We start from the raw sequence: 21,192 nt of genomic DNA on the forward strand, positions 1-21,192 counted from the left end.
AAATATGTCGTAAGTGAGCAGAAACATGTCGTAAGTATATGAAGATTGGGATAGTTTCCAAATAATATCCAGTAATATGTCGTAAGTTCCGAAAAATAGGTAGTAAGTGACTGAAAATATGTCGTAAGTGAACAGAAAGATGTCGTAAGTGAACAGAAAGATGTCGTAAGTATATGAAGAATGGGATGGTTTCCAAAAAATATCCTGAAAATGTCGTTAGTTTTGAAAAATAGGTAGTAAGTTACAAAAATACAAGAGAGAAAGGAGTGTCCCTGTTGCCATTTGATTTAGATCTACAATCCATTCAGGAAATGCGGGATGCAGTTCAGAAAGCGAAAGAAGCACAGCAAAAGTACTTGGCGTTTTCCCAAGAACAAGTCGACAACATCGTGAAACGAGCTGCCGAGGCGGCTGCTGCCAAATCACTTGAATTAGCCCAGATGGCCGTCGAAGAAACCGGAATGGGTGTGGTTGAACATAAAAAAATGAAAAATGACGTCGGTTCACTAGCTGTCTATGAATCTATTAAAAACGAAAAGACAGTTGGAATCATTAACGAGGACCATACAAAGAAAATCGTTGAAGTCGCCTCACCTTTTGGCGTGATTGCCGGGATTATTCCCACGACAAATCCCACTTCGAGTGCGATTTTTAAAGCATTAATCGCCCTAAAAACAAGAAATGGAATCGTTTTTAGTCCGCACCCACGGGCAGTTGAATGCTCAGTCGCCGCTTTAAAGATTTGTTTGGAGGCAGCGGTTGATGCGGGAGCACCGGAGGGAATTATCGGCTGGATCTCAAGGCCGACAATGGCAGCAACCACAGAATTAATGCGCCATCGTGATATTGATTTGATTTTAGCAACTGGCGGAAAAGATTTAGTCCGTGCTGCCTACAGTTCAGGTAAGCCTGCCTATGGTGTCGGTCCTGGAAACGTGCCCGTCTATATCGAAAAAACGGCAAATGTCGAAAAAGCGGTTAAAATGATTGTTCAAAGCAAAACGTTTGATAACGGCACGATTTGTGCAACGGAGCAAGCCATTGTGGTGGACCAGAATGTCAAAGAAATGGCCGTAAGGGAGCTTAAAAAGAATGGCGCCTATTTCTTAAACGAGCAGGAGAAATCCCTTTTAGAAAAGGTGATTTCACCATTTCCAGGAAAACTCAATCCGGCAATTGTTGGCCAAAGTGCTGTCAAGATTGCAGAGTTGGCGGGTATCTCTGTTCCAGCGGAAACAACGATTTTAATTGCGGAAGAAACCCGGATCGGGAAGGACGTTCCATTTTCCATCGAAAAACTGTCGCCGATCTTTCCGATTTATACAGCTGAAAGCTATGAACGTGCCAAAGAGCTGTGTGTGAAAATCTTACATTTAGGCGGGATGGGCCATAGCTTATCCCTACACACCAATGATGACAATGTGGCCCGTGAATTTGCGTTAGTAATGCCGGTATCACGTTTGATGGTGAATACTCTTTCGTCCATTGGTGCGGTTGGAGCCACCACGGAATTAATGCCATCCTTGACACTTGGCTGTGGATCATTTGGCGGTAATATTACTTCAGACAATCTTACGGCCCGTCATTTAATCAATATTAAAAGAATGGCCTTTGGAACAAAAGAAGTTAACGTTCCAAAACCATCCAGTAAAAGTTCTGCTCCACAATGGGGTGCCAGCAACCAAGTAGACGAGATTGTGAATCAGGTTTTAAGCAATGTGAATGGAGCGGACCAGCTTGATTCACAGGTAATTTCTGAATTGGTAAATCAAGTATTAAAAAAATATCAAATGAATTAATAGGAGGAATTTATAATGGCTAGAGAATTAACAGCATTAGGAATGGTGGAAACAAAAGGTTTGGTAGCATCCGTGGAAGCGGCAGATGCAATGGTAAAGGCAGCAAACGTCCATTTAATCGGTAAAGTACATGTGGGTGGAGGGCTTGTAACGGTTCTTGTCCGCGGAGATGTAGGTGCGGTTAAAGCGGCAACTGAAGCAGGTGCGGCAGCAGCGGAACGTGTTGGGGAACTATTATCTGTTCATGTCATCCCACGTCCGCATAATGAATTGGAGAGCATTTTACCAAAATTAGAAGTGGAAGTGTAAGAAGTAAGGAGCCAATTCGATGAATGAACAAGCCATTCGAACGGTAGTTGAAGAAGTGATTCAGCAATTATTAAAAAAGGACTCGAGAGAAAGTACAATCCCTCTGGCTGTCTCTGCACGCCATTGCCACTTAAGTCAGGCTGATTTAGAAACGCTTTTTGGCAAAGGGTATGAGTTAACGAAAAAAGCGGACTTGTCACAGCCCGGTCAATTTGCGGCTAATGAAACGGTGCTCATTGTCGGACCAAGAGGAAGCATTGAAAAAGTGCGAATTCTCGGTCCGGCCCGTTCGTTAACACAAGTAGAAGTCAGCAGAACAGATGCATTAAAGCTTGGGTTGAAGCCGCCGCTAAGGGAATCGGGCAATATTGCTGGTTCTGCTCCGATTACACTGGTAGGGCCCAAAGGAAGTATTTTTAAACATGAAGGACTGATCGTTGCCCAGGCTCATATTCATATGAACCCGGAGGATGCCACTTATTTTGGCGTAGAAAACGGCGAGTATGTACGAATCCGAACAGAAGGGGAACGACCGATTTCGTTTGAAAAAGTTCTTATAAGGGTTTCACCGAGATATCGGCTTGAGATGCATATCGATACCGATGAAGCCAATGCCGGGTTCATTACAAGCGGTCAGGCTGGTCTTCTTGTCAAGGATGGGGAACCTTTGGTGAAAACCGAGACAGTGACCAATCAGGAATCCCCTAAACAAATGGTACCAACAGAAGTTTATTTTCAAAAAAATCTCTTAACCAAAAGAGATGTGCAGGCATGCCAGTATCAGATGATTTCGGTGCGAAAAGGCACAATTGTGACTCCACTGGCACGGGATGCCGCAAGAGAGCTGAAAAAAACCATCCAGGTTATGGAGTAGTGTAAGGGGATGATTTTTTGTTAGTTGGAACGGTGATTGGTAATGTGTGGGCGACAAGGAAGGAAGAGAATCTAACAGGATTAAAATATTTATTTGTCCAGCCGGAGCTTCCATCCGGGGCGCCTATCCTTTCACCGTTTATTGCGGTGGATCGGATTGGTGCCGGAGTCGGAGATAAAGTGATGGTCACAACGGGAAGTGCGGCGGCAAATATTATCGGTGAGACTAGACTGCCGATTGATGCTGTCATTATCGGAATTATCGATTCTATTGATGCAGAAGGAGGTGCGTAAACGATGTCAAAGGCCTTAGGAATGATTGAAACAAGAGGACTGATTGCCTCGATCGTTGCCGCAGATGCAATGGTCAAAGCAGCGGATGTACGTTTAGTTAAAAAAGAAAAAGTGGATGCCGGCCTCGTTTCGATTTTAGTAGAAGGAGATGTCGGGGCTGTCCAGGCAGCGGTGGATGCCGGCAAGTATGCAGCTCAAAGTGTCGGGGTGCTGGTAACCGCGCATGTGATCCCGCGTCCGGATGAGGGAGTAGGGCAAATGTTGGCTCAGACGCCGAAAAAGGGCGAGGAGAAACCTAAACCTGCAAAAAGAGGTCAAAAAGCAAAACAAGAAGAGCCTCCAGCTCAAACGGAATAATTTTTAAAAGAATGGAGGGAGAAACATGTCGTTCAAACGTAAAAAAATTGCCGTGATTGGTGCAGGATTTACTGGTACAACAGCAGCGCTGATGGTTGCGCAAAAAGAATTAGGAGATGTCGTTCTACTTGATATCCCGTCTCAAAACGATCCGACCAAAGGGAAGGCACTGGATATTCTGGAAGCCAGTCCTGTCCAAGGTTTTGATGCAAATATAACCGGTACCTCAGATTATGCGGATATTCAGGATGCTGATTTGGTGTTAATCACGGCAGGGCTGCCGCGGAAACCTGGGATGAGCAGGGATGATTTGGTTTCTACCAATGCAAAAATTATCGAGCAAGTCTCAGAAAATATTAAAAAATACGCGCCTAATAGCTACATTATCGTCTTAAGTAATCCCGTTGATGCGATGACCTATGTTTGCTATAAAACAACAGGGTTTCCTAAAAATAGGGTGATCGGTCAGTCCGGTGTCTTAGATACTGCGCGTTTCAATACGTTTGTTGCCCAGGAATTGAATGTGTCAGTGGAGGATATTTCGGGTTTTGTCCTTGGCGGGCATGGGGATGATATGGTCCCATTGGTTCGATTCGCTTATGCCGGCGGAATTCCGCTAGATAAAATTCTCCCGCCTCATCGAATTGAAGCGATTGTGGAAAGAACGCGTAAAGGCGGCGGCGAGATAGTCAGTTTGCTAGGTCAAGGCAGTGCCTACTACGCACCGGCAGCTTCCATGGTCCAAATGGCTGAAGCCATATTAAAGGACAAAAAACGAATCTTGCCATGTATTGCCTATCTGGAAGGGGAATATGGCTATCAGGATTTATATCTAGGTGTTCCAACGATCCTTGGCGGCGATGGGATTGAAACGGTCATTGAAATTGCGTTAACCCCTGAAGAAAAAACAGCCCTGGATCAATCAGCCCAATCTGTTCGCAATGTCATGTCGATATTGAAGACACTATAATATTTGGATAATATAACCTGTGAGTCCTCCTACAATTTTATATTAAACTAGTAACTACTAGTTTTGGAAATAGTCTTGTAGGAGGATATGGTTTTCTTTTAATATTTCCAGGAGATCTACTATGAAAGGGGAAGGGTTTATGGAGCAGGGAAACAACCATTTACAGAAAGCGCTTAAACCAATCCATCTCTGGGGTATTGCCGTAGGGATGGTTATATCCGGTCAATATTTTGGATGGAACTATGGTTTTGAATCAGGCGGCACCATCGGCCTCGGCATTGCCGCACTGATTATTATTGTCTTTTATACGACCTTTATTTTTAGTTATTCAGAGCTTTCCACTTCCATCCCTCATGCCGGCGGGCCGTCTGCCTATGCCCGAAAGGCAATGGGGCCGTTTATGGGTTTTATAACCGGTTTAGCCTGTTTACTGGAATTCGTGTTTGCCCCTCCAGCGATTGCGGTTTCGGTTGGAGCGTATATCAATTTCTTAATCCCGAGCATTAATGCCGTTTATGCTACGGTCGGAATGTTTATTTTATTTATTTTGGTCAACCTCATCGGTGTAAAAGGTGCCGCTATCATTGAGTTAGTGGCAACGATATTGGCACTAATCGGTCTCGCAATTTATTATGTGGCCGGTTTACCTCATGTTCAATCATCCAATATCTTTAATGATATGGCTTTTAGTCATGGCTGGTCCGGTGTTTTGGCAGCGATTCCATATGCCATTTGGTTCTTCCTTGCGATTGAGGGAGGAGCGATGGCAGCAGAAGAGGTGCGCGACCCGAAGAAGGATATTCCAAAAGGCTTTATTTCCGGTATTTTAACGCTTGGTGTGGCAACGATTTTAACCTTAGTCGTAACGGCAGGACTTGGCGGCGGTACCGGTAAACCAGCGGATTATCCACTCCCACAGGCATTGGCAAGTATTTATGGAGAAGGCAGCTTTATTCCAAAATCAGTTGCCATTATTGGTTTATTTGGTTTAATTGCCAGCTTACATGGTATTATTATTGGTTATTCCCGTCAAACGTTTGCCCTGGCTCGTGCAGGTTACCTGCCTAAGTTTTTGTCTAATCTTTCAAAACGCGGAGTGCCGCATTGGGGCTTGATTGTTCCTGGCGCGATTGGAGTGATCGCAGCAGGCTCTGCAAACTTTGCAAATGCGTTGATTATCCTATCCGTTTTTGGTGCGATTACGATGTACTGCTTAAGTATGGTTTCGTTGTTTGTGCTGCGGAAAAAAGAGCCGAATTTGGAAAGACCATTTAAGGTGAGCTATCCTGTAGTACCGGCGATTGCATTAGTATTAGGTGTTTTCTCTTTTTTCTGCGTGGTAAAATACAGCGTGTTAACCACAACTCTTCCATTGTTTGGAGTACAGCTGCCTTTGGCGGGTGTGATTCTGACGATTTTTGGTGTAGCGATTGTCTATTATTTCTTAGTAGGATCCAAGAAACTTCGTCCAATGTCGGAGGAGTTTGTTTCCATTGAGGATGTGACTTCTGCAGAAACAGGGACAGAGGAGAAAATAGGATAACGTTTAATAGAAAAAGTTGTTCCATTACCCCCGTCAAGCAGACAGTATATAAAAAGGTGCATTATTTAAGTTACCTTAGCCCTGAACTCTATAGGGCTAAGGTTTTTTAGCTTCTATATAAAATAGGGTTTAGCGATATTTTTCATTCTATCATCGCAGGATGGTTTTTTCAGAATATAAATTTCTTTTCCCTATTTTCCCATTTGCCACCATTGTACCCAAGACATCCAAAACAGCTCGGGCTGCCAGCAGTGAGGTTTTGTCACTGACATCATATGGAGGAGATACTTCCACAACTTCCATCGCGCACACGCCTTCCTTAGCGACAAGCTGTAAAAATTTCAATGCTTCGCGTGGTAGGAAACCGCCTGGTTCAGGTGTACCCGTTCCAGGAGCAAAACCAGGATCGAGACTATCGATATCAAAACTTAAATACACGGCTTTTGCATTCTTCCAGGCTGTTTCCAAAGCAATTTCAGCTGCTTTCTCAATACCCATCGTTTCCACATCAGTCATGGTTAAAATAGTAGTATTTCTTTTTCCAGCATTGGAATAGCCTTCACGTGGGCTAATCCATCCACCCTGACCCACTTGTACGAGATTGGAAGCCGGAGCATTCGGTATATTAGTGGCATGGAACCAAGGTGTACCATGCATTCTTTCATCCATATCCTTTTCACCCATGTCAACATGGCGATCTAAATGGATGATTCCAACGTTCCCGTCAACATTTTCGGCAATGGCACGCAAACACGGATAACCGATAGCGTGATCTCCACCAAAAATGATGGGCATGGTTCCCGAAGAAAATACATGTGATACGGCTTTTGTAATTTGATCAAAGCTTTTTTCAATATTGGCGATTGTAAATACATCACCGATATCCACCATATCTAGTGACTCTTTTAAATCAACACCTAATTCAAAAGAGAAGGAAGTAAATAAACTAGAAATGCGACGAATCGCCTGCGGGCCAAATCTGGTTCCAGAGCGGTAAGTGGTTCCAATATCAAAAGGAACTCCCATAAAGGCCACGTCATATTTTCCAACTTCACGAACATCTTCTAAATAAGGAACTTTGAGAAATGTATTAATGCCGGAATAGGGTGGTAATGATCCTCTAGAAAAACAGGAAATCGTTCTGTCTCCAATAGAATCAGCAGCTTCCAATCCAAATTCCAGTCCACGCTTGATCTCTTCCTCTGCTTTCACTCTTGGAACTTCCTTTTCTTTTTGGGCGGCAATGACACCTAAAAGATCGTTTTTGGTTTCAGAGTCCAATCCTGTGCTCGGTTTGTATTTAAGTCCATGATTATCAAAAAATCCCATTTTATATTCCTCCTAGTAAAGTATTAAATGATTTACATCCGGTTAAAAAATAGCCGGAAGAAATGAAGATTCACCAAAGACATAGAGGATTCCCATGCCTAAACTGTATATCGCTGTAGCAAATGCGAAACTTCGAAAGGCCAGTTTATTCTTAAGAATACGTGTAAACCCGAAAAAACAAGCCAGGGCCAACAGGGTATGAGAAATCAATAAGCCGACGACAAACGCTAGGACCACAATGATCCCATGATCCAAATGACCAACGCTCGAAGCAGCGGTAAACAGCATCAATTGGGTAGGAGTTTCAGCGCCAATACCGTGAACGATGCCGATGGCGAACGAACCGGTACGGGAAACATTAATATTGATGCTGGAATCAAAACCTCGGTATTTCTTGAAATAACGACCAGTAAGTAGGGCAAACAAATTATAAAAGCCTGTAAATAAGATTCTCCATCTACTAACCATGATGATTTCCTGGCTGTTTTTATAAAGAGAAAGCAATAAAAAAGATGCCAAAATAATAAGTGTTACTCCAACAACCGGTTCCATCACGTTATCAACCCAAGAGGGGAGTGTGCTTCCGAACAGTACCGCCATTCCTCCAAGCAAAATAATGACGACTTCATGACCCATTGCGTACCAAAAGGCCAAAATAAATCCTTTTTTCTGATCTTTCTCACCACCTACTAAATCTGTAATGGCCGCGATGTGGTCCCAATCAATCCCATGCCGTAATCCCAAGAATACGGAAAGTAATATAAGGCCAAAGATTGCATGATCCACTTTAAAACCTCCCTGTAAAATGTTCATTTTGGACAAATTCTCTAAGTATTGTTATAGCTTCATCGACTGTTCGAGGTATTGTACGAAATTTGTGTCTAGGAAGGTTAATAAAGGGAAGTGACTGTATCGGCAATCGTAAGCGCGCTTTTTCCATTAGTTTTTCATCAAGAACCAAAGAAGGTGACCCTTCCGCTAACAGGCGGCCTTCGCTTAGTAGGAACAGATGATCCGCCCAGTTAGCAGCAAAATCGACATCGTGAGTCAGAACGATAACTGTTTTTCCAATAATGTGTAATCCTTCTAAAAGAGCGTATATACTCCGATAACCTTCAGGGTCCAAGCCGCTAATCGGTTCATCTAAAACCAAAACATCAGCTTGAGTAACAAGAGCTCTAGCAATACCTATTCTTTTTTTTTGACTCTTGTTTAAATAACTTAAGGTTTGATACTTCGATTCAAGCATGCCAACCATTCCTAGAGCCGTCTCTGCCATTTTAATTTTCTCTGCTTTAGGCAGTGATTTATGGATGATTCCAGCGGTTACATACTCCCAAACGGTTCGAACAAAAAGAGATGAGCGTAAATCTTGTTCTACAAAACTGATACGTTCACGGAGGAATTTCTTCGATTTTGATGGTATCGCTTCACCAAACAATCGAATGGATCCTCTCATTAATAGTGATAAACCACATAACTGATGGGCGAGTGTTGTTTTTCCTGAGCGGCTACTCCCCAAAACCACTACTTTACTATTAAATGGCACTGCTCCGGAAATATCTGAAAGGCCTAGTTCGCCATTGGGAAAAACATAGGATAGATTATAAAACTCCAATGCATACATTCTAGGTAACACCATCCTATATAGGAAAAGATCCTTTACTTATTTGTAATACTAAATGTCTCATTAACTACTAAACCCCAAACTATCAATCAGCAGTAATACTTTTCTCCTGACTTTCTATTAACACGTACTCATCGTTCACATCATCAAAATGTAACTTTCGAAGCCGCTGACGGAAGAATTTTGTCAAGAAAAGCAAATAGACAAATCCGATTGCCATCCAGCTTATTCCTAAAATGAGTGCATGAATATTCAAGTAGGACCATAGCCACATGATGAATCCTGCACCAATAAGCGGAAAAATAAGATAATGAATGGTTTCAGCGAAAGAACGCTTATGATTCCTCACATAATAGTGGGCGATGACGGAAAGATTTACAAAGGTGAACGCAATCAGGGCTCCGAAATTAATAAACGTAATCGCTGTATCCAGGCTTAGTACAATTCCTAATAAGGAAATGAAACTAACAACTAGAATACTAGTGGAGGGCGTTCTAAATCGTGGATGAATATAGCCGAATATTTTCTTCGGTAAAACCGAATCACGGCCCATTACATACAACACGCGAGAAACACTCGTAACGGACGAAACACCCGAAGTAAAGTTGCCGATAATCATGACAGTAATGAATAAAGAGCTAAATAAGTTTCCACCGATCATTTTGACAAGTTCGAGTGCTGCAGAATCAGTGTTTTTGAAATGAAATCCTGGAAAGACAATCTGTGCCAAATAGGATGAACCGATGTAAATAATACCCATGATAAGCATCATCAAAAAGATTGCTTTTGGAATCGTTTTCTCCGGATTAATGGTTTCCTCCGACAATGTTGTGACGGAATCGAAACCAAGAAAACTAAAGCAGAGAAGTGATGCCCCGGCAAAGATGACAGAGACTGAAACATTTGAGTTAACGAAGGGATGATCGGATACAAGTGTACCTGCACCCATGCCACCCAAGACGCTTTTGATTGATAAGATGGCAAAAACGACAATAAAAAGGACTTGAGCGATAACAAAAATTTTGCTTGTATTTGCGGAGAAGTTGATCCCAATTAAACTGATGATGGTTATACCGATATTTAGGATGATAATCCAAAAAGAAAACGGAATGCTTGGAAATTCTGCGCTTAAAAAAACAGCGGACATCAGACAGGTAATCATCGGCGTCAACAGATAATCCAACAAAATGGTCCACCCAACCATGAAACCGGTTTCAGAATTCATCGACCTTTGAGTATAGGTGTACGCCGAGCCAGCGATTGGATGTGCCTTAGCCATCTTTCCATAACTGACTGCGGTAAAGAGAATGGCCATAAACGCTATCACATACGCACCCGCAAGTACGCCCTTTGAAGTTTCAGCTGCAATTCCATAAGTATTAAAAAATACCATTGGGTTATTCCAGGCTAAACCTAAAAAAACAACTTGTAACAATGTTAGGGATCTTCTAAGAGTTGCTTTTTCAGTCAAATTCATTCCTCCCTCGCTATACTCGCTTAATTCTGTTTGGGCGTTTGCCCGTAATCATGTTTCTTCTCTATCTCTCCTTGATTGGATGAACATAATATCTTTTCGATAGGATTCGTTTTCTAATAGGAAAACAAATCTACCAAATTTCACCTCCTTTAAATTTACTATTCAGATAAATCTGAACTTAATGTATCATTATGGTAAAGCTTTGTGTTACACAAAGGTCAATAGGTTTTGTTATGGCATTTTTTATATCTTTTTTGTTTCTTAAGGGGTGGAGTTTTTTGAAAGAAAGGTTAACAATCAGTGAAATGGCCAAGTTACGAGGGGTGACGACAGAGACATTGCGGCATTACGATCGAATTGATTTATTTAAACCGAAATATGTTGATTCTCAAACAGGTTACCGATATTATTCAATTTTTCAGTACGAGATACTCGGGACGATCAAAGAGCTTCGTCAAATCGGAATGAGTACCGAGGAAATTAAACAGTATTTCAATCAGCGAAATTTCAAGAAATCGAGGGACATTCTGAAAGCTAAACATGTCGAACTTGTTTCTAAACTAAAAGAATTATCTGAGCTTGAGGAAAATATTCAAGAAAAAATAGCGTATTTGGACAGTGTTTTAAGTGAAGAGTCTTTTCAAGAGATTACCCTTCGCGAAATAAAAAGCAGAAAGTTATTTACGTTAAATGAACAAATCAATACGAATTTGGAACTTTGTTACAGTATTATAAGGTTAGAGACCTTGCTTACCGAGAAGGCTCCAATACTTGCCAGTAATCGCTTAGGCATCATTATTAAGGAAGCTGACATTAATGACCGACGTTTTAAGGATCCCTCTGTTATTTTTGTCGTAGCCAAAAACAATGAACAAATTCCAGAAAAGTACCTGAAAATAATTCCTGAAGGGTTATTTGCATGTATCCGTTATAATGGGGAGTTGTTAAGGAATCGGAGTAAAAGTTTGAATAAAATATGTACATATCTGGACGAAAAGGGTTACCGGATCACGGGTGATGCTCTTCAAATCATGCTTGTGGATATTACGGTAACGGATAATCCAAATGAAGTCATGTTTGAAATACAAGTCCCAATTCAAAAAGCTTGAAATTTCTGTATCTATGAAAGTTATATAATTATTTAGATTAGAGTGTTTTGGCGCAAACATTGCTGGAATGACAACTTTATTATTTAACAAACTTGGCGCCTAGATCTAATAGATCAAGCGTCTTTTTTTTGTGCCAGATTGTGTAATTCTAACGGACTATTCTGGAGAGAATATATGAAAACGTTAATTAAATGAAGTTCATATACATGAAATTATTTCATAATATATTGAACGTTTCGCTGATTTAAAATATAATATTCACGATTATGAAATTTGGGGGTATTTTTTTGATTATAGGAATGGAAATAAAGAAATTGAGGACTGAAAAAGGAATTACTTTGAAAGAGTTAAGTGAAAAAAGCGAACTATCTGTTGGATTTTTGTCTCAATTAGAAAGGGGGCTTACTACCATAGCTGTTGATTCACTTGAAATACTAGCTGATATTTTGGAAGTACATTTAACACATTTTTTTGATTATCCACGTAAAAGAAAAGATATGGTTTTAAGAAGTTATGAACAAGAAATAATAGATTCAGTAGAAGGTGGATTTATTAAGTATAGTTTAAGTACAAATTTGGAAAATAAACAACTTGTACCAAGGCTTATAGAAATTCTTCCTCAAAAGAAAGATGAAGAAATATTATCCTATAAGCATGGGGGAGAAGAGTTCATTTATGTTTTAGAGGGTATATTAACAGTTTACATAAATGGCGAGAGGCATGAAGTGTATCCTGGTGACAGTGTTCATTTGGACTCAAATATTGCCCACAATTGGGCTAATTACACTAACAAAAAGGTCAAGCTCATAGCAGTAAATACTCCTAATTATATCTACAATAGTAAGTTTTATACGACAGAGGCTGATTAGTAAAGACATTATATAAAGTTAAAAGAAAGTGATAATAACAATGGACAAATTTGTGTTATATCTAATCGGTTCTTTTTTTGTAATCGGAGCTATTGATTATATTACCGGAAATCATTTGAAACTGGGTGAAAAATTTGAGGAAGGCATAAAGACCATGGGGGCTTTAGGGCTTGGCATGATAGGAATACTTTCTTTAGCCCCTATATTTACAAATTTTTTATCCTCTGAGATTATTCCAATCTGTAGAGTTTTTAATTTAGATCCTTCTATCGTTCCTGCAGTATTTTTAGCTGTAGATATGGGGGGATATCAAATCGCAGATAAGCTAGCATTAACAAAGGAAATGGGGGCATTCTCAGGAATTATCATCGCATCTACTTTAGGAGCCACAATTAGTTTTTCAATACCCGTCGCGTTAGGGATGCTTTCTAAAGAGGATGAAAAATATTTTTCTAAGGGTGTGCTGGTTGGAATTATTACTATACCTATAGGATGTCTTGCAGCAGGCTTATGGCAAAAAATAAATATCGGCATATTAGTATGGAATCTGGTGCCTATATTTGTTTTTGCCATTATTTTAGGGGCAGGATTATTAAAAGCTCCTCATGTTTTTATTAAAGTTTTTAATGTATTTGGAAAGCTGATAATCAGTTTGAGTACTGTTGGATTACTTTTACAAGGTATAGATGTGATATTTGGTGTAAGGCTTGTCTCAGGATTAACACCACTATCTGAATCTACTCTTATAGTAGGCAAGATCGCATTTGTATTAGGTGGAGCCTATCCTATGCTAGCACTTATTAATCGAATTTTTAAAAATAGTTTTAAAGAAATAGGGGAGAAATTTGGAATTAATTCAGTTTCAGTAGCAGGCATTCTAGGAAATTTGGCTAGTAATCTGTTGATATTTGGAACATTTAAGGAAATGAATCCTAAAGGAAAAGTGGTCTGTACTGCCTTTGGAGTAAGTGGAGCATTTGTATTTGGTGGTCAATTTGGATTTGTGTCAGGAGTAGCTCCAGAAATGTTAGGAGCGTTTATCATATCAAAGCTTACTGCCGGAATAATTAGTATAGTACTAGCCATATGGCTGTATGATCGTGAAAGTAAACAATTTAGTCATAAGGAAAATGGAGGTATTTGTAATGAATATCAGGAATAGGGTCGAAAAGTTAAGGCAGCTAATGAAAGAAAATCAAATGGATGCTTATATCATTCCCAGTTTTGATGCACATCAGAGTGAATATGTAGCAGACCATTGGAAAAGTAGACAATGGATATCAGGATTTACAGGGTCTGCAGGTACTGTAGTTATTACATTAGAGGATGCTGGGTTATGGACAGATGGCAGATACTATATTCAAGCTGAAAAGCAGCTTGAGAGCTCAGGAAACAGATTATTTAGAATGGTGGATCCAGGGGTACCATTTTATACAGAATGGCTCGCAGATGTTCTTAAAGAAGGAAGCATTGTGGGCTTTGATGGAAATGTTTTTTCCATTAATATGGTTAAAAAGATGGAAAAAGATCTAAAAGCAAAGAGAATCGCATTAAAAATGAATCAAGATTTAATTGGTAATCTGTGGGAAGATAGACCGGAGATTCCTAAAGGCCCCATTTTTACTCATGACGTAAAATATGCAGGCAAATCACGAGTAGAAAAATTAAATGAAGTAAGAGAAGAAATGAAAAATAATGGAGCAAATTATTATATTTTAACTTCCCTTGATGACATTGCATGGCTTTTGAATATAAGAGGGGCTGATGTGCCTAACAATCCAGTTGTAATAGCTAATGTCATCGTAGCAGAACATAAATGTTATTTATTTATTGATTCTAGCAAGGTTCCCTCTTTGGCTAAATTAGAACTAGAGGCTGACGGAATCGAGTTAAAAGTGGATCATGAAATACAAGCATTCTTGGAAAATCTTTCAATCGAAGATGCCATTATTTTAGATACAGATAAAACAAATATTAGATTATATAATGCCATTAACAGTAATACAAAGAAAATTGAAAGTCCAAACATCACGACTAATTTAAAAGCTATTAAAAATGAAGTTGAGATAAAAAATTTTAAATGGTGTGAAATAAAAGATGGTTTAGCCATGGTGAAATTTATAAAATGGCTAAAAAACTTTGTAGACAAAGAAGAAATTACAGAGATTGCTGCAGAAGAAAGATTAGAAGATTTCAGAAGAGAGCAGGAAGGATTTGTTGGACCTAGCTTTGATACGATAGCAGGTTATAAAGAACATGCTGCGATGATGCATTATAAAGCCAATAAAGAAACGCAATATACTCTTAAGAATGAAGGTCTCTTTTTAATTGATTCAGGCGGACAGTATTATGATGGAACAACAGATATTACACGAACGATTGTTTTAGGAAAACTTACCGATGAACAAAAAAGAGATTTTACATTGGTGTTAAAAGGATTCATTGCATTAAGCTCAGTAAAATATTTATACGGAGCAACAGGCTCTAACTTAGATGTTTTAGCAAGACAACCAATTTGGCAGTATGGTTTAGACTATAAATGCGGGACGGGACATGGGGTAGGTTTTTTCTTGAATGTTCATGAAGGACCACAAAGCATAAGGAATAATAATCATGTTGTATTAGAAAAAGGCATGATTATTACGAATGAACCAGGAATATACCTTGAAGGTAAATATGGAATTAGAATTGAAAATATGATGGTAGTAGTTGAAGACGAGAAAACAGAGTTTGGTCAATTTATGAAGTTTGAAGAGATCACGTATTGCCCTATCGATTTAGCCGGTATCAATAAAGATATGTTAACAGAGAGTGAAAAGCAATGGTTAAACAGTTATCATCAAGAGGTATACAAAAAGCTCGCTCCTTATTTAAATGAAGAAGAGAAAGCGTGGCTAAGGGAAGAGACTCGGGAAATATAAATAGGTTTGCAGATTACAAGTAATATTTATCGCCTTAAAAACAGTGAAATTCACCAACCTTTATGCAAATCTAAATATTAATTTCAGAGAAAAAGAAGCGATTCGAAAATAGAAAAAATTCTAGGCACGCATATAAAAAGGCGTGTCTTTTTTTATCGGGCCATTTAATTATCAAAAACACTGGATATAAATTATTAAAACTGGATATGAAAATAAACCCCCTCCTTCTAAAAATATCACAAAAAAACATAAATTTTACACAATCAAAATTTGTCCGAATCTTCCTATAATTTAATTATCCTGTTGTGTAACCGTTTGCATGGTAGGGATAATTTTTTTGATAGAGGAGGGCATAAAAACCTAGATAGTTTTTGTTTAGAGAAAAAACATCGAAAATTCAAGGAGGGAACAAGGTTGTCAAAGAGACCAAGATATTTTAGAAAGATTGTTATGTCTTCACTAGTTTCAAGTGTTGCAGCTGCAGCCATCGCCGGAGGTGCTTTTGCTGCGTCTCCTAGTAACTCCAGTTCAGGGGGTAACCCACCGGCCCATTCAAATGCGGGCGGTAAGAAGGCACCATCTGTTGAGGCCCATGTTAAGCCTATTATTAAAATTGGTCAGCGCCTGTTTAAGGATCTCAATGCCAACGGCAAACTCGATCCTTACGAGGACTGGCGTTTATCAACAGAGAAGCGGGTTGCAGACCTTCTCCCGCGCATGAGCATGGAAGAAAAGGCTGGAATCATGCAAATTACTTCACTAAGTACTACTAACATCAACGATTACATTAATAACCGCCACATTCGTTACCTAATCATCCGAGATAACCCTACAGCATCAGAACTTGCTACACGGGCGAATCAATACCAGGAAATCGCTGAAAAAACGCCTCTTGGGATTCCGCTCGTATTCACCTCCAACCCTAGAAATCACATTAATGAACAGAATGAGTTCGGAATCAGTGAGGCTTCCGGTCAATTCTCGACTTGGCCTGGCACGCTCGGCCTTTCGGCTACACGGGACCTTGACCTGATTCGCGATTTTGCCGAGATTGCTCAAGATGAGTGGCGCTCTGCAGGCATCCAAAAGGACTATGGATACCAAATTGAAACTGCGACTGAACCGAGGTGGCGCCGTATCTCAGGCACCTTCGGCGAAGACCCGGCATGGAATGCGAAAATTGCCAAAGAACTAGTGCTTGGCTTCCAAGGAGAGGAGCTTAGCAGCCAGTCTGTCGCACAAACCGTCAAGCATTTCCCTGGGGACGGTGCCGTGGTCAAAGGCCTCGATCCGCACAATGAACCAGGACAGTACGCTACTTACCCAACACCAGGCAGCCTTTACAAATACCAGCTGCCTCCGTTCCAAGCCGCCATTGATGCTGGTGTAAGCTCAGTCATGTCCTACTATAATGTACCGAAAAATGAGGGAAGTGCCGAACAGCTTCCGCGTGAGCTTTGGCAATCTGAGACCCAGCAATTTGAAGAGGTGGCCGGCGCCTACAACAAGACCATTCTCACTGACCTTCTCCGTGAACGGATGGGCTTCAAAGGCTATGTCAACAGCGATAGCGGCGTGTTGACCAACCGCGACTGGGGCGTTCATAACCTGACCATTGAGGAGAAATTTGCGAAGGCAATCGATGCAGGGACAAACATTTTCTCTGACAACAACGACCCAAGCGGACTAATCTCTGCTGTAAATAAAGGATTAATAAAGGAGAAGGACCTTAATCCTTCCGTGTCCCAGCTGCTTACTGAAATGTTCAACCTTGGACTTTTCGAGGACCCATATACGGACCCGACAGAAGCTCAGAAGATCGCCAGCTCAGAAACATCACAGGCCAGAGCGGACGAAGCGCACCTTAAGTCCATTACACTTCTGCGCAACAACCAAGGTATGCTGCCGCTGACAGATGAAAAAGTCGCACATACAAAGCTGTACATTGAAGTTTTTAGCGGGAATAATAGTGCTCCTCGAACAGAAGCACTGAAGAAACAAATCGTGAAGGAAGACCCTACAGTGACCATTGTAAATACGCTTAGTGAAGCAAATGCTGCTCTTGTTTGGCTGCGTCCAAGCCCATTCGAGTTCCCTGATAACTCTACAGTTGACATTAAACTAGGTACAAACACCGGCATTGACGTTGCGAAGGTGAAACAAATCGAAGCAGCTGTCCCAACAACCCTTGTGATAAATATGACCAATCCATGGGTCATTGATGAGGTGGAGCCTGCTTCTGCTGCAGTCGTAGCTACTTACAGCGTCAAATCTGAAGCACTGCTGGACGTTCTGCGCGGACGCTTCAATCCAACAGGCAAGCTTCCAATCACAATCCCAGCCAATCAGGAAGCTGTCGAAAAGAACGCGTCAGATGTCCCTGGATACGCGGAAAAATTCGACTACACCTACACAAATGCTGCTGGCGACGATTACAGCTTTGGATTTGGTCTAAGCTATAAATAAAATGGAAGAAAGAAGATAAATAGCAAGAAAAAATAAATACAGAGAATGGCTCAGTTCATATTGGACTGGGCATTTTCTTTGGAAGGGAGAATGATATTTCGAAGCAAGTTAGGCTGAAAAGTAGAATTAGATGATTATGGTAGTAGGTTTGATTTCATCAGATTTTATATTGAAAGAAAACAATAAAAATGCTAATTTTAAAATATATTATATTAGTTTAATAAACTAACAAAATAAGGTAAGTACTTTTCAATACAAATCCTACCTAAAAAAATCACAAATTATCCTAAAAAAAGAACATTCAAAAACATTCATCAGATTCTTAAAATGAAAGAAAGGTAAACGTTTTCAATATGGGGGGGAATCAAATGAATGTCATCAAAAAAATAGGGTTAGTTATCGATACTATTTTTGAAAAATTCACTCTATTTTCGTTAGTTGCTTTAATTTTGGTCGTAACCACACAAGTTATGACCCGGAAATTATTTAATTTTGTATTTTTTTGGTCAGAGGAAATCACGCTTTTATTACTAGCTTGGTTTGCCTTTATGGCAATAGCGGTGGGATTTCGGGAGTATATCCATTTAGGAATTGATTCTTTCACGAATTTATTTCCTAAAAGTTTTAATAACGTCTTAGATAAAATCATCAGTGCCTCCATTTTTGCTTTCGGTGTATACCTGGTGGTTCAAGGCTGGAACTTTACGGTTTTGATGATGGATTCAACACTGCCGGCTACTAAACTTCCAAGCAGTATCACTTATGCGGTTATGCCCGTTACAGGAGTAATGATTTGCGTTTATTCACTTTTACAATTCTTTAACATCAACACCACTCGTCACAAAGAGATAGAGGAGGGTATGTAAATTGGACAGTAATACAATTGGAATTATTATCTTACTTTCAAGCTTTGTCCTATTAATCTTACTTCGGTTTCCAATTGCCCTTACGCTTGTTGCATCGTCATTATTAACGGTTATCTATTTAGGGATACCACTTCCGGTAGTTGGCCAGCAAATGATCCAAGGGATGAATTCCTTTTCTTTACTTGCAATTCCTTTCTTTATTTTAACTGGGCAAATTATGAGTGAAGGGGGACTTGCTACTCGGATCGTGAATCTTGCTAGTTTAATGGTTGGTAGAATCCGCGGAGGACTTGCAATGGTTAACAGTGTTGCTGCACTTTTCTTTGGAAATATATCCGGATCAGCAGTTGCAGACGTTTCCTCCGTTGGGTCCGTTATGATTCCAATGATGAAAAAGAAGGGCTACGAAGCAGATTACGCTGTTGGTGTAACGATTGCCTCAGCGATACAAGGTGTAGTCGTCCCGCCAAGTCATAATCTTGTTCTTTTTTCGTTAGCAGCCGGTGGGGTTTCCATCGCCAGTTTGTTTATGGCTGGCATCGTACCAGGCTTTATTATGCTAATTTCCTTAATGATTACAGGATACATTATTGCTAGAAAACGGGGCTATCAAAAAGCAGACCCTGTTCCTAAATCAGAAATTGCCGGGATTCTTATACACGGACTTTTATCATTAAGTCCTGCGGTCATCATTTTGGGCGGTATCATGAGTGGATGGTTTACCGCAACAGAATCTGGAGCACTAGCATGCTTGTATTCTTTTATTCTAGCGTTTGTTGTCTACAGAGAAGCAAAAATATCTAATATATGGAAGATATTAACTCGAACAATGCGTACGGTCTCGATGGTATTTTTCTTAATTGCAGCTTCTGCATCCTTTGGCTGGATTTTAGCCTATTTGAAAATACCATCCATGGTAACCAACTTATTTTTAAGTATTTCAGATAATCCGCTTATTATTCTATTAATTATTAATATATTATTGCTGCTTCTAGGGGCACCAATGGACATGGCGCCAATGATTTTAATTATGACACCTATTCTCCTGCCGGTGGTAACGAGCTTTGGAATGGATCCGGTGCACTTTGGAATCGTTCTAATCTTAAATGCAGGGATTGGACTTTTAACGCCGCCAGTTGGAACCGTTCTGTTTGTCGGGTGTGCGATCGGAAAGGTCTCGATACAACAAGGGACAAAAGCCATGATGCCATTTTTCTATGCGTTACTAATTGTTCTGCTGGTTATTACCTATATTCCTGAGGTTGTCATGTGGCTTCCGCATCTAGTAGCCAAGTAACCGCATGAAAAGGTGAAAATATAAAAATTTTTAAGGAGGGTTAAAGAAATGAAGAGAAAAAAGATTACAGGGATTCTTGCAGCAACGTTGTTAATGGGTACCATCCTGGCCGCTTGCGGAAAAGAGGAAACGACTAGTTCAAAAGAAGGTGGTTCAAAAGCAGAAGAACCAAAGTATACCTTCCGCTTGGCCGATAATCAGCCGCCAGATTATCCAACTGTTGTGGGAGACAAAAAGTTTGCTGAATTGGTAGAAGAAAGATCTAACGGCCGAATTAAAATTGAAGTATTTCCATCCGCGCAATTAGGGGATGAAAAATCCGTTCTAGAGCAGGTTCAGCTTGGAGCCATCGAGTTTACACGTATTAATTCCAGTCCACTTGCCGAGTTCAATAATCAGTTTACGGCTCTTGGGCTCCCATATGTATTCGAAAGTGAAGAGCATTTATGGAATTTCCTAAACGGAGATATGGGAACAAAATTGTTAGATGGATTAGAACAGTCCAAAATGAAAGGGCTTGCTTATTACGATTCAGGTTCACGAAGCTTTTATTCTACGAAACCGTTAAAAAGCGTGAAGGACTTAAAGGGTCAAAAAATTCGCGTTCAGCAGAGTAAGATCAATATTGATTTCATGGAGGCCCTTGGTGCAAGTGCTACGCCAATGCCATATGGTGAAGTATTTAGTGCCCTGCAAACGGGTATTATTGACGGTGCCGAAAATAACATCCCAAGCTTAGACTCTTCCAACCATTATCAAGAAGCTAAAAACTTTATTTTAGATCATCACCAACGAATCCCTGAAGTCCTGTTAATTAGTAAAGCGGCATGGGATAAGCTTTCAGAAAAAGATCAGAAAATTATAAAGCAAGCCGCATTGGATTCAGTAAAGACACAAAGAGAAGAATGGGATAAGTGGGAAGAACGCTCCACCAAGAAACTGAAAGAAGCTGGAGTGACATTTACGGAGGTTGATGATATGACTCCTTGGAAAGATGCTGTTAAATCAATGGTTGATAAATACTCAAACGATTATAAAGAGGTAATGGATGCAATTGAAAAAGCCCGTCCATAATCGATAAACGTG

Annotated in this window: 19 protein-coding genes; 15 read left to right on the forward strand and 4 right to left on the reverse strand. The window is 40.2% G+C overall.

Features of this window, described 5'->3' with window-relative positions; all coding sequences use genetic code 11:
* Positions 1-275: 275 nt before the first annotated feature.
* The 7 genes from V7161_RS10670 (at position 276) to eat (ending at position 6,145) form a co-directional block, all read left to right on the forward strand.
* Positions 276-1,799: an aldehyde dehydrogenase family protein gene (locus V7161_RS10670; protein ID WP_335444987.1), complete on the forward strand. Its 1,524-nt coding sequence runs from the start codon at positions 276-278 to the stop codon at positions 1,797-1,799.
* A 15-nt stretch (positions 1,800-1,814) separates the two neighbouring features.
* Complete coding sequence (locus tag V7161_RS10675) at positions 1,815-2,108, forward strand: BMC domain-containing protein (RefSeq protein ID WP_026564963.1); 294 nt, start codon at positions 1,815-1,817, stop codon at positions 2,106-2,108.
* Between the two features lie 19 nt (positions 2,109-2,127).
* Positions 2,128-2,982 carry a phosphate propanoyltransferase gene (locus tag V7161_RS10680; protein WP_420491611.1) on the forward strand — a complete coding sequence of 285 codons (855 nt, stop codon included), beginning with the start codon at positions 2,128-2,130 and terminating at the stop codon, positions 2,980-2,982.
* A 17-nt stretch (positions 2,983-2,999) separates the two neighbouring features.
* Positions 3,000-3,275, forward strand: coding sequence for a EutN/CcmL family microcompartment protein (locus V7161_RS10685; protein WP_335444989.1), 276 nt, complete (start codon positions 3,000-3,002; stop codon positions 3,273-3,275).
* A gap of 3 nt (positions 3,276-3,278) precedes the next feature.
* The gene (locus tag V7161_RS10690; protein WP_335444991.1) at positions 3,279-3,632 is read left to right on the forward strand and encodes a BMC domain-containing protein; all 354 of its coding nucleotides are present in this window, start codon (positions 3,279-3,281) and stop codon (positions 3,630-3,632) included.
* A 25-nt stretch (positions 3,633-3,657) separates the two neighbouring features.
* Positions 3,658-4,602 carry a malate dehydrogenase gene (gene mdh / locus V7161_RS10695; RefSeq protein ID WP_335444992.1) on the forward strand — a complete coding sequence of 315 codons (945 nt, stop codon included), beginning with the start codon at positions 3,658-3,660 and terminating at the stop codon, positions 4,600-4,602.
* Between the two features lie 139 nt (positions 4,603-4,741).
* Positions 4,742-6,145 carry an ethanolamine permease gene (gene eat / locus V7161_RS10700; RefSeq protein ID WP_335444994.1) on the forward strand — a complete coding sequence of 468 codons (1,404 nt, stop codon included), beginning with the start codon at positions 4,742-4,744 and terminating at the stop codon, positions 6,143-6,145.
* Between the two features lie 150 nt (positions 6,146-6,295).
* Here the strand turns inward: eat and V7161_RS10705 are convergent, their stop codons facing one another.
* From V7161_RS10705 to V7161_RS10720, 4 genes are all read right to left on the reverse strand, one after another.
* Complete coding sequence (locus V7161_RS10705) at positions 6,296-7,474, reverse strand: agmatinase family protein (protein ID WP_335444996.1); 1,179 nt, start codon at positions 7,472-7,474, stop codon at positions 6,296-6,298.
* A 42-nt stretch (positions 7,475-7,516) separates the two neighbouring features.
* Positions 7,517-8,260, reverse strand: a complete 744-nt coding sequence (locus tag V7161_RS10710) for a hypothetical protein (RefSeq protein WP_335444997.1) — start codon at positions 8,258-8,260, stop codon at positions 7,517-7,519.
* Position 8,261: 1 nt separating this feature from the next.
* Entirely contained in the window at positions 8,262-9,101 is an 840-nt protein-coding gene (locus tag V7161_RS10715) for an ATP-binding cassette domain-containing protein (RefSeq protein ID WP_335444999.1), read from the reverse strand.
* Between the two features lie 85 nt (positions 9,102-9,186).
* A complete protein-coding gene (locus V7161_RS10720) occupies positions 9,187-10,572 on the reverse strand; it encodes an APC family permease (protein ID WP_335445001.1) in 1,386 nt (461 codons plus the stop codon).
* Between the two features lie 284 nt (positions 10,573-10,856).
* Here V7161_RS10720 and V7161_RS10725 point away from each other — a divergent pair, with 284 nt between their 5' ends.
* From V7161_RS10725 to V7161_RS10760, 8 genes are all read left to right on the forward strand, one after another.
* Positions 10,857-11,687, forward strand: coding sequence for a MerR family transcriptional regulator (locus V7161_RS10725; protein ID WP_335445002.1), 831 nt, complete (start codon positions 10,857-10,859; stop codon positions 11,685-11,687).
* Between the two features lie 287 nt (positions 11,688-11,974).
* Complete coding sequence (locus V7161_RS10730; protein ID WP_335445004.1) at positions 11,975-12,556, forward strand: helix-turn-helix domain-containing protein; 582 nt, start codon at positions 11,975-11,977, stop codon at positions 12,554-12,556.
* 40 nt (positions 12,557-12,596) lie between these two features.
* The gene (eutH, locus tag V7161_RS10735; protein WP_335445005.1) at positions 12,597-13,718 is read left to right on the forward strand and encodes an ethanolamine utilization protein EutH; all 1,122 of its coding nucleotides are present in this window, start codon (positions 12,597-12,599) and stop codon (positions 13,716-13,718) included.
* Positions 13,702-15,477, forward strand: coding sequence for an aminopeptidase P family protein (locus V7161_RS10740; RefSeq protein ID WP_335445057.1), 1,776 nt, complete (start codon positions 13,702-13,704; stop codon positions 15,475-15,477). The genes eutH and V7161_RS10740 overlap by 17 nt, the downstream gene beginning before the upstream one ends.
* A gap of 315 nt (positions 15,478-15,792) precedes the next feature.
* Positions 15,793-17,943 carry a glycoside hydrolase family 3 protein gene (locus V7161_RS10745; protein ID WP_335445007.1) on the forward strand — a complete coding sequence of 717 codons (2,151 nt, stop codon included), beginning with the start codon at positions 15,793-15,795 and terminating at the stop codon, positions 17,941-17,943.
* 368 nt (positions 17,944-18,311) lie between these two features.
* A complete protein-coding gene (locus tag V7161_RS10750) occupies positions 18,312-18,809 on the forward strand; it encodes a TRAP transporter small permease (RefSeq protein ID WP_335445009.1) in 498 nt (165 codons plus the stop codon).
* Between the two features lies 1 nt (position 18,810).
* A complete protein-coding gene (locus tag V7161_RS10755) occupies positions 18,811-20,106 on the forward strand; it encodes a TRAP transporter large permease (protein WP_335445011.1) in 1,296 nt (431 codons plus the stop codon).
* A 48-nt stretch (positions 20,107-20,154) separates the two neighbouring features.
* On the forward strand, positions 20,155-21,180 hold the full coding sequence (locus tag V7161_RS10760) for a TRAP transporter substrate-binding protein (RefSeq protein WP_335445012.1): 1,026 nt from the start codon (positions 20,155-20,157) through the stop codon (positions 21,178-21,180).
* The last annotated feature ends 12 nt before the right edge of the window (positions 21,181-21,192 follow it).

Source organism: Neobacillus drentensis, from assembly GCF_036965425.1.
GTDB classification, from domain to species: Bacteria; Bacillota; Bacilli; order Bacillales; family Cytobacillaceae; genus Neobacillus; species Neobacillus drentensis_F.

Bases quoted from the DNA above. Each gene is read 5' to 3' on its own strand.
- V7161_RS10675 (WP_026564963.1), top strand. From the start codon at position 1,815: ATGGCTAGAGAATTAACAGCATTAGGAATGGTGGAAACAAAAGGTTTG.
- V7161_RS10680 (WP_420491611.1), top strand. From the start codon at position 2,128: ATGAATGAACAAGCCATTCGAACGGTAGTTGAAGAAGTGATTCAGCAA.
- V7161_RS10690 (WP_335444991.1), top strand. From the start codon at position 3,279: ATGTCAAAGGCCTTAGGAATGATTGAAACAAGAGGACTGATTGCCTCG.
- mdh (WP_335444992.1), top strand. From the start codon at position 3,658: ATGTCGTTCAAACGTAAAAAAATTGCCGTGATTGGTGCAGGATTTACT.
- eat (WP_335444994.1), top strand. From the start codon at position 4,742: ATGGAGCAGGGAAACAACCATTTACAGAAAGCGCTTAAACCAATCCAT.
- V7161_RS10705 (WP_335444996.1), bottom strand. From the start codon at position 7,474: ATGGGATTTTTTGATAATCATGGACTTAAATACAAACCGAGCACAGGA.
- V7161_RS10715 (WP_335444999.1), bottom strand. From the start codon at position 9,101: ATGTATGCATTGGAGTTTTATAATCTATCCTATGTTTTTCCCAATGGC.
- eutH (WP_335445005.1), top strand. From the start codon at position 12,597: ATGGACAAATTTGTGTTATATCTAATCGGTTCTTTTTTTGTAATCGGA.
- V7161_RS10740 (WP_335445057.1), top strand. From the start codon at position 13,702: ATGAATATCAGGAATAGGGTCGAAAAGTTAAGGCAGCTAATGAAAGAA.
- V7161_RS10750 (WP_335445009.1), top strand. From the start codon at position 18,312: ATGAATGTCATCAAAAAAATAGGGTTAGTTATCGATACTATTTTTGAA.
- V7161_RS10760 (WP_335445012.1), top strand. From the start codon at position 20,155: ATGAAGAGAAAAAAGATTACAGGGATTCTTGCAGCAACGTTGTTAATG.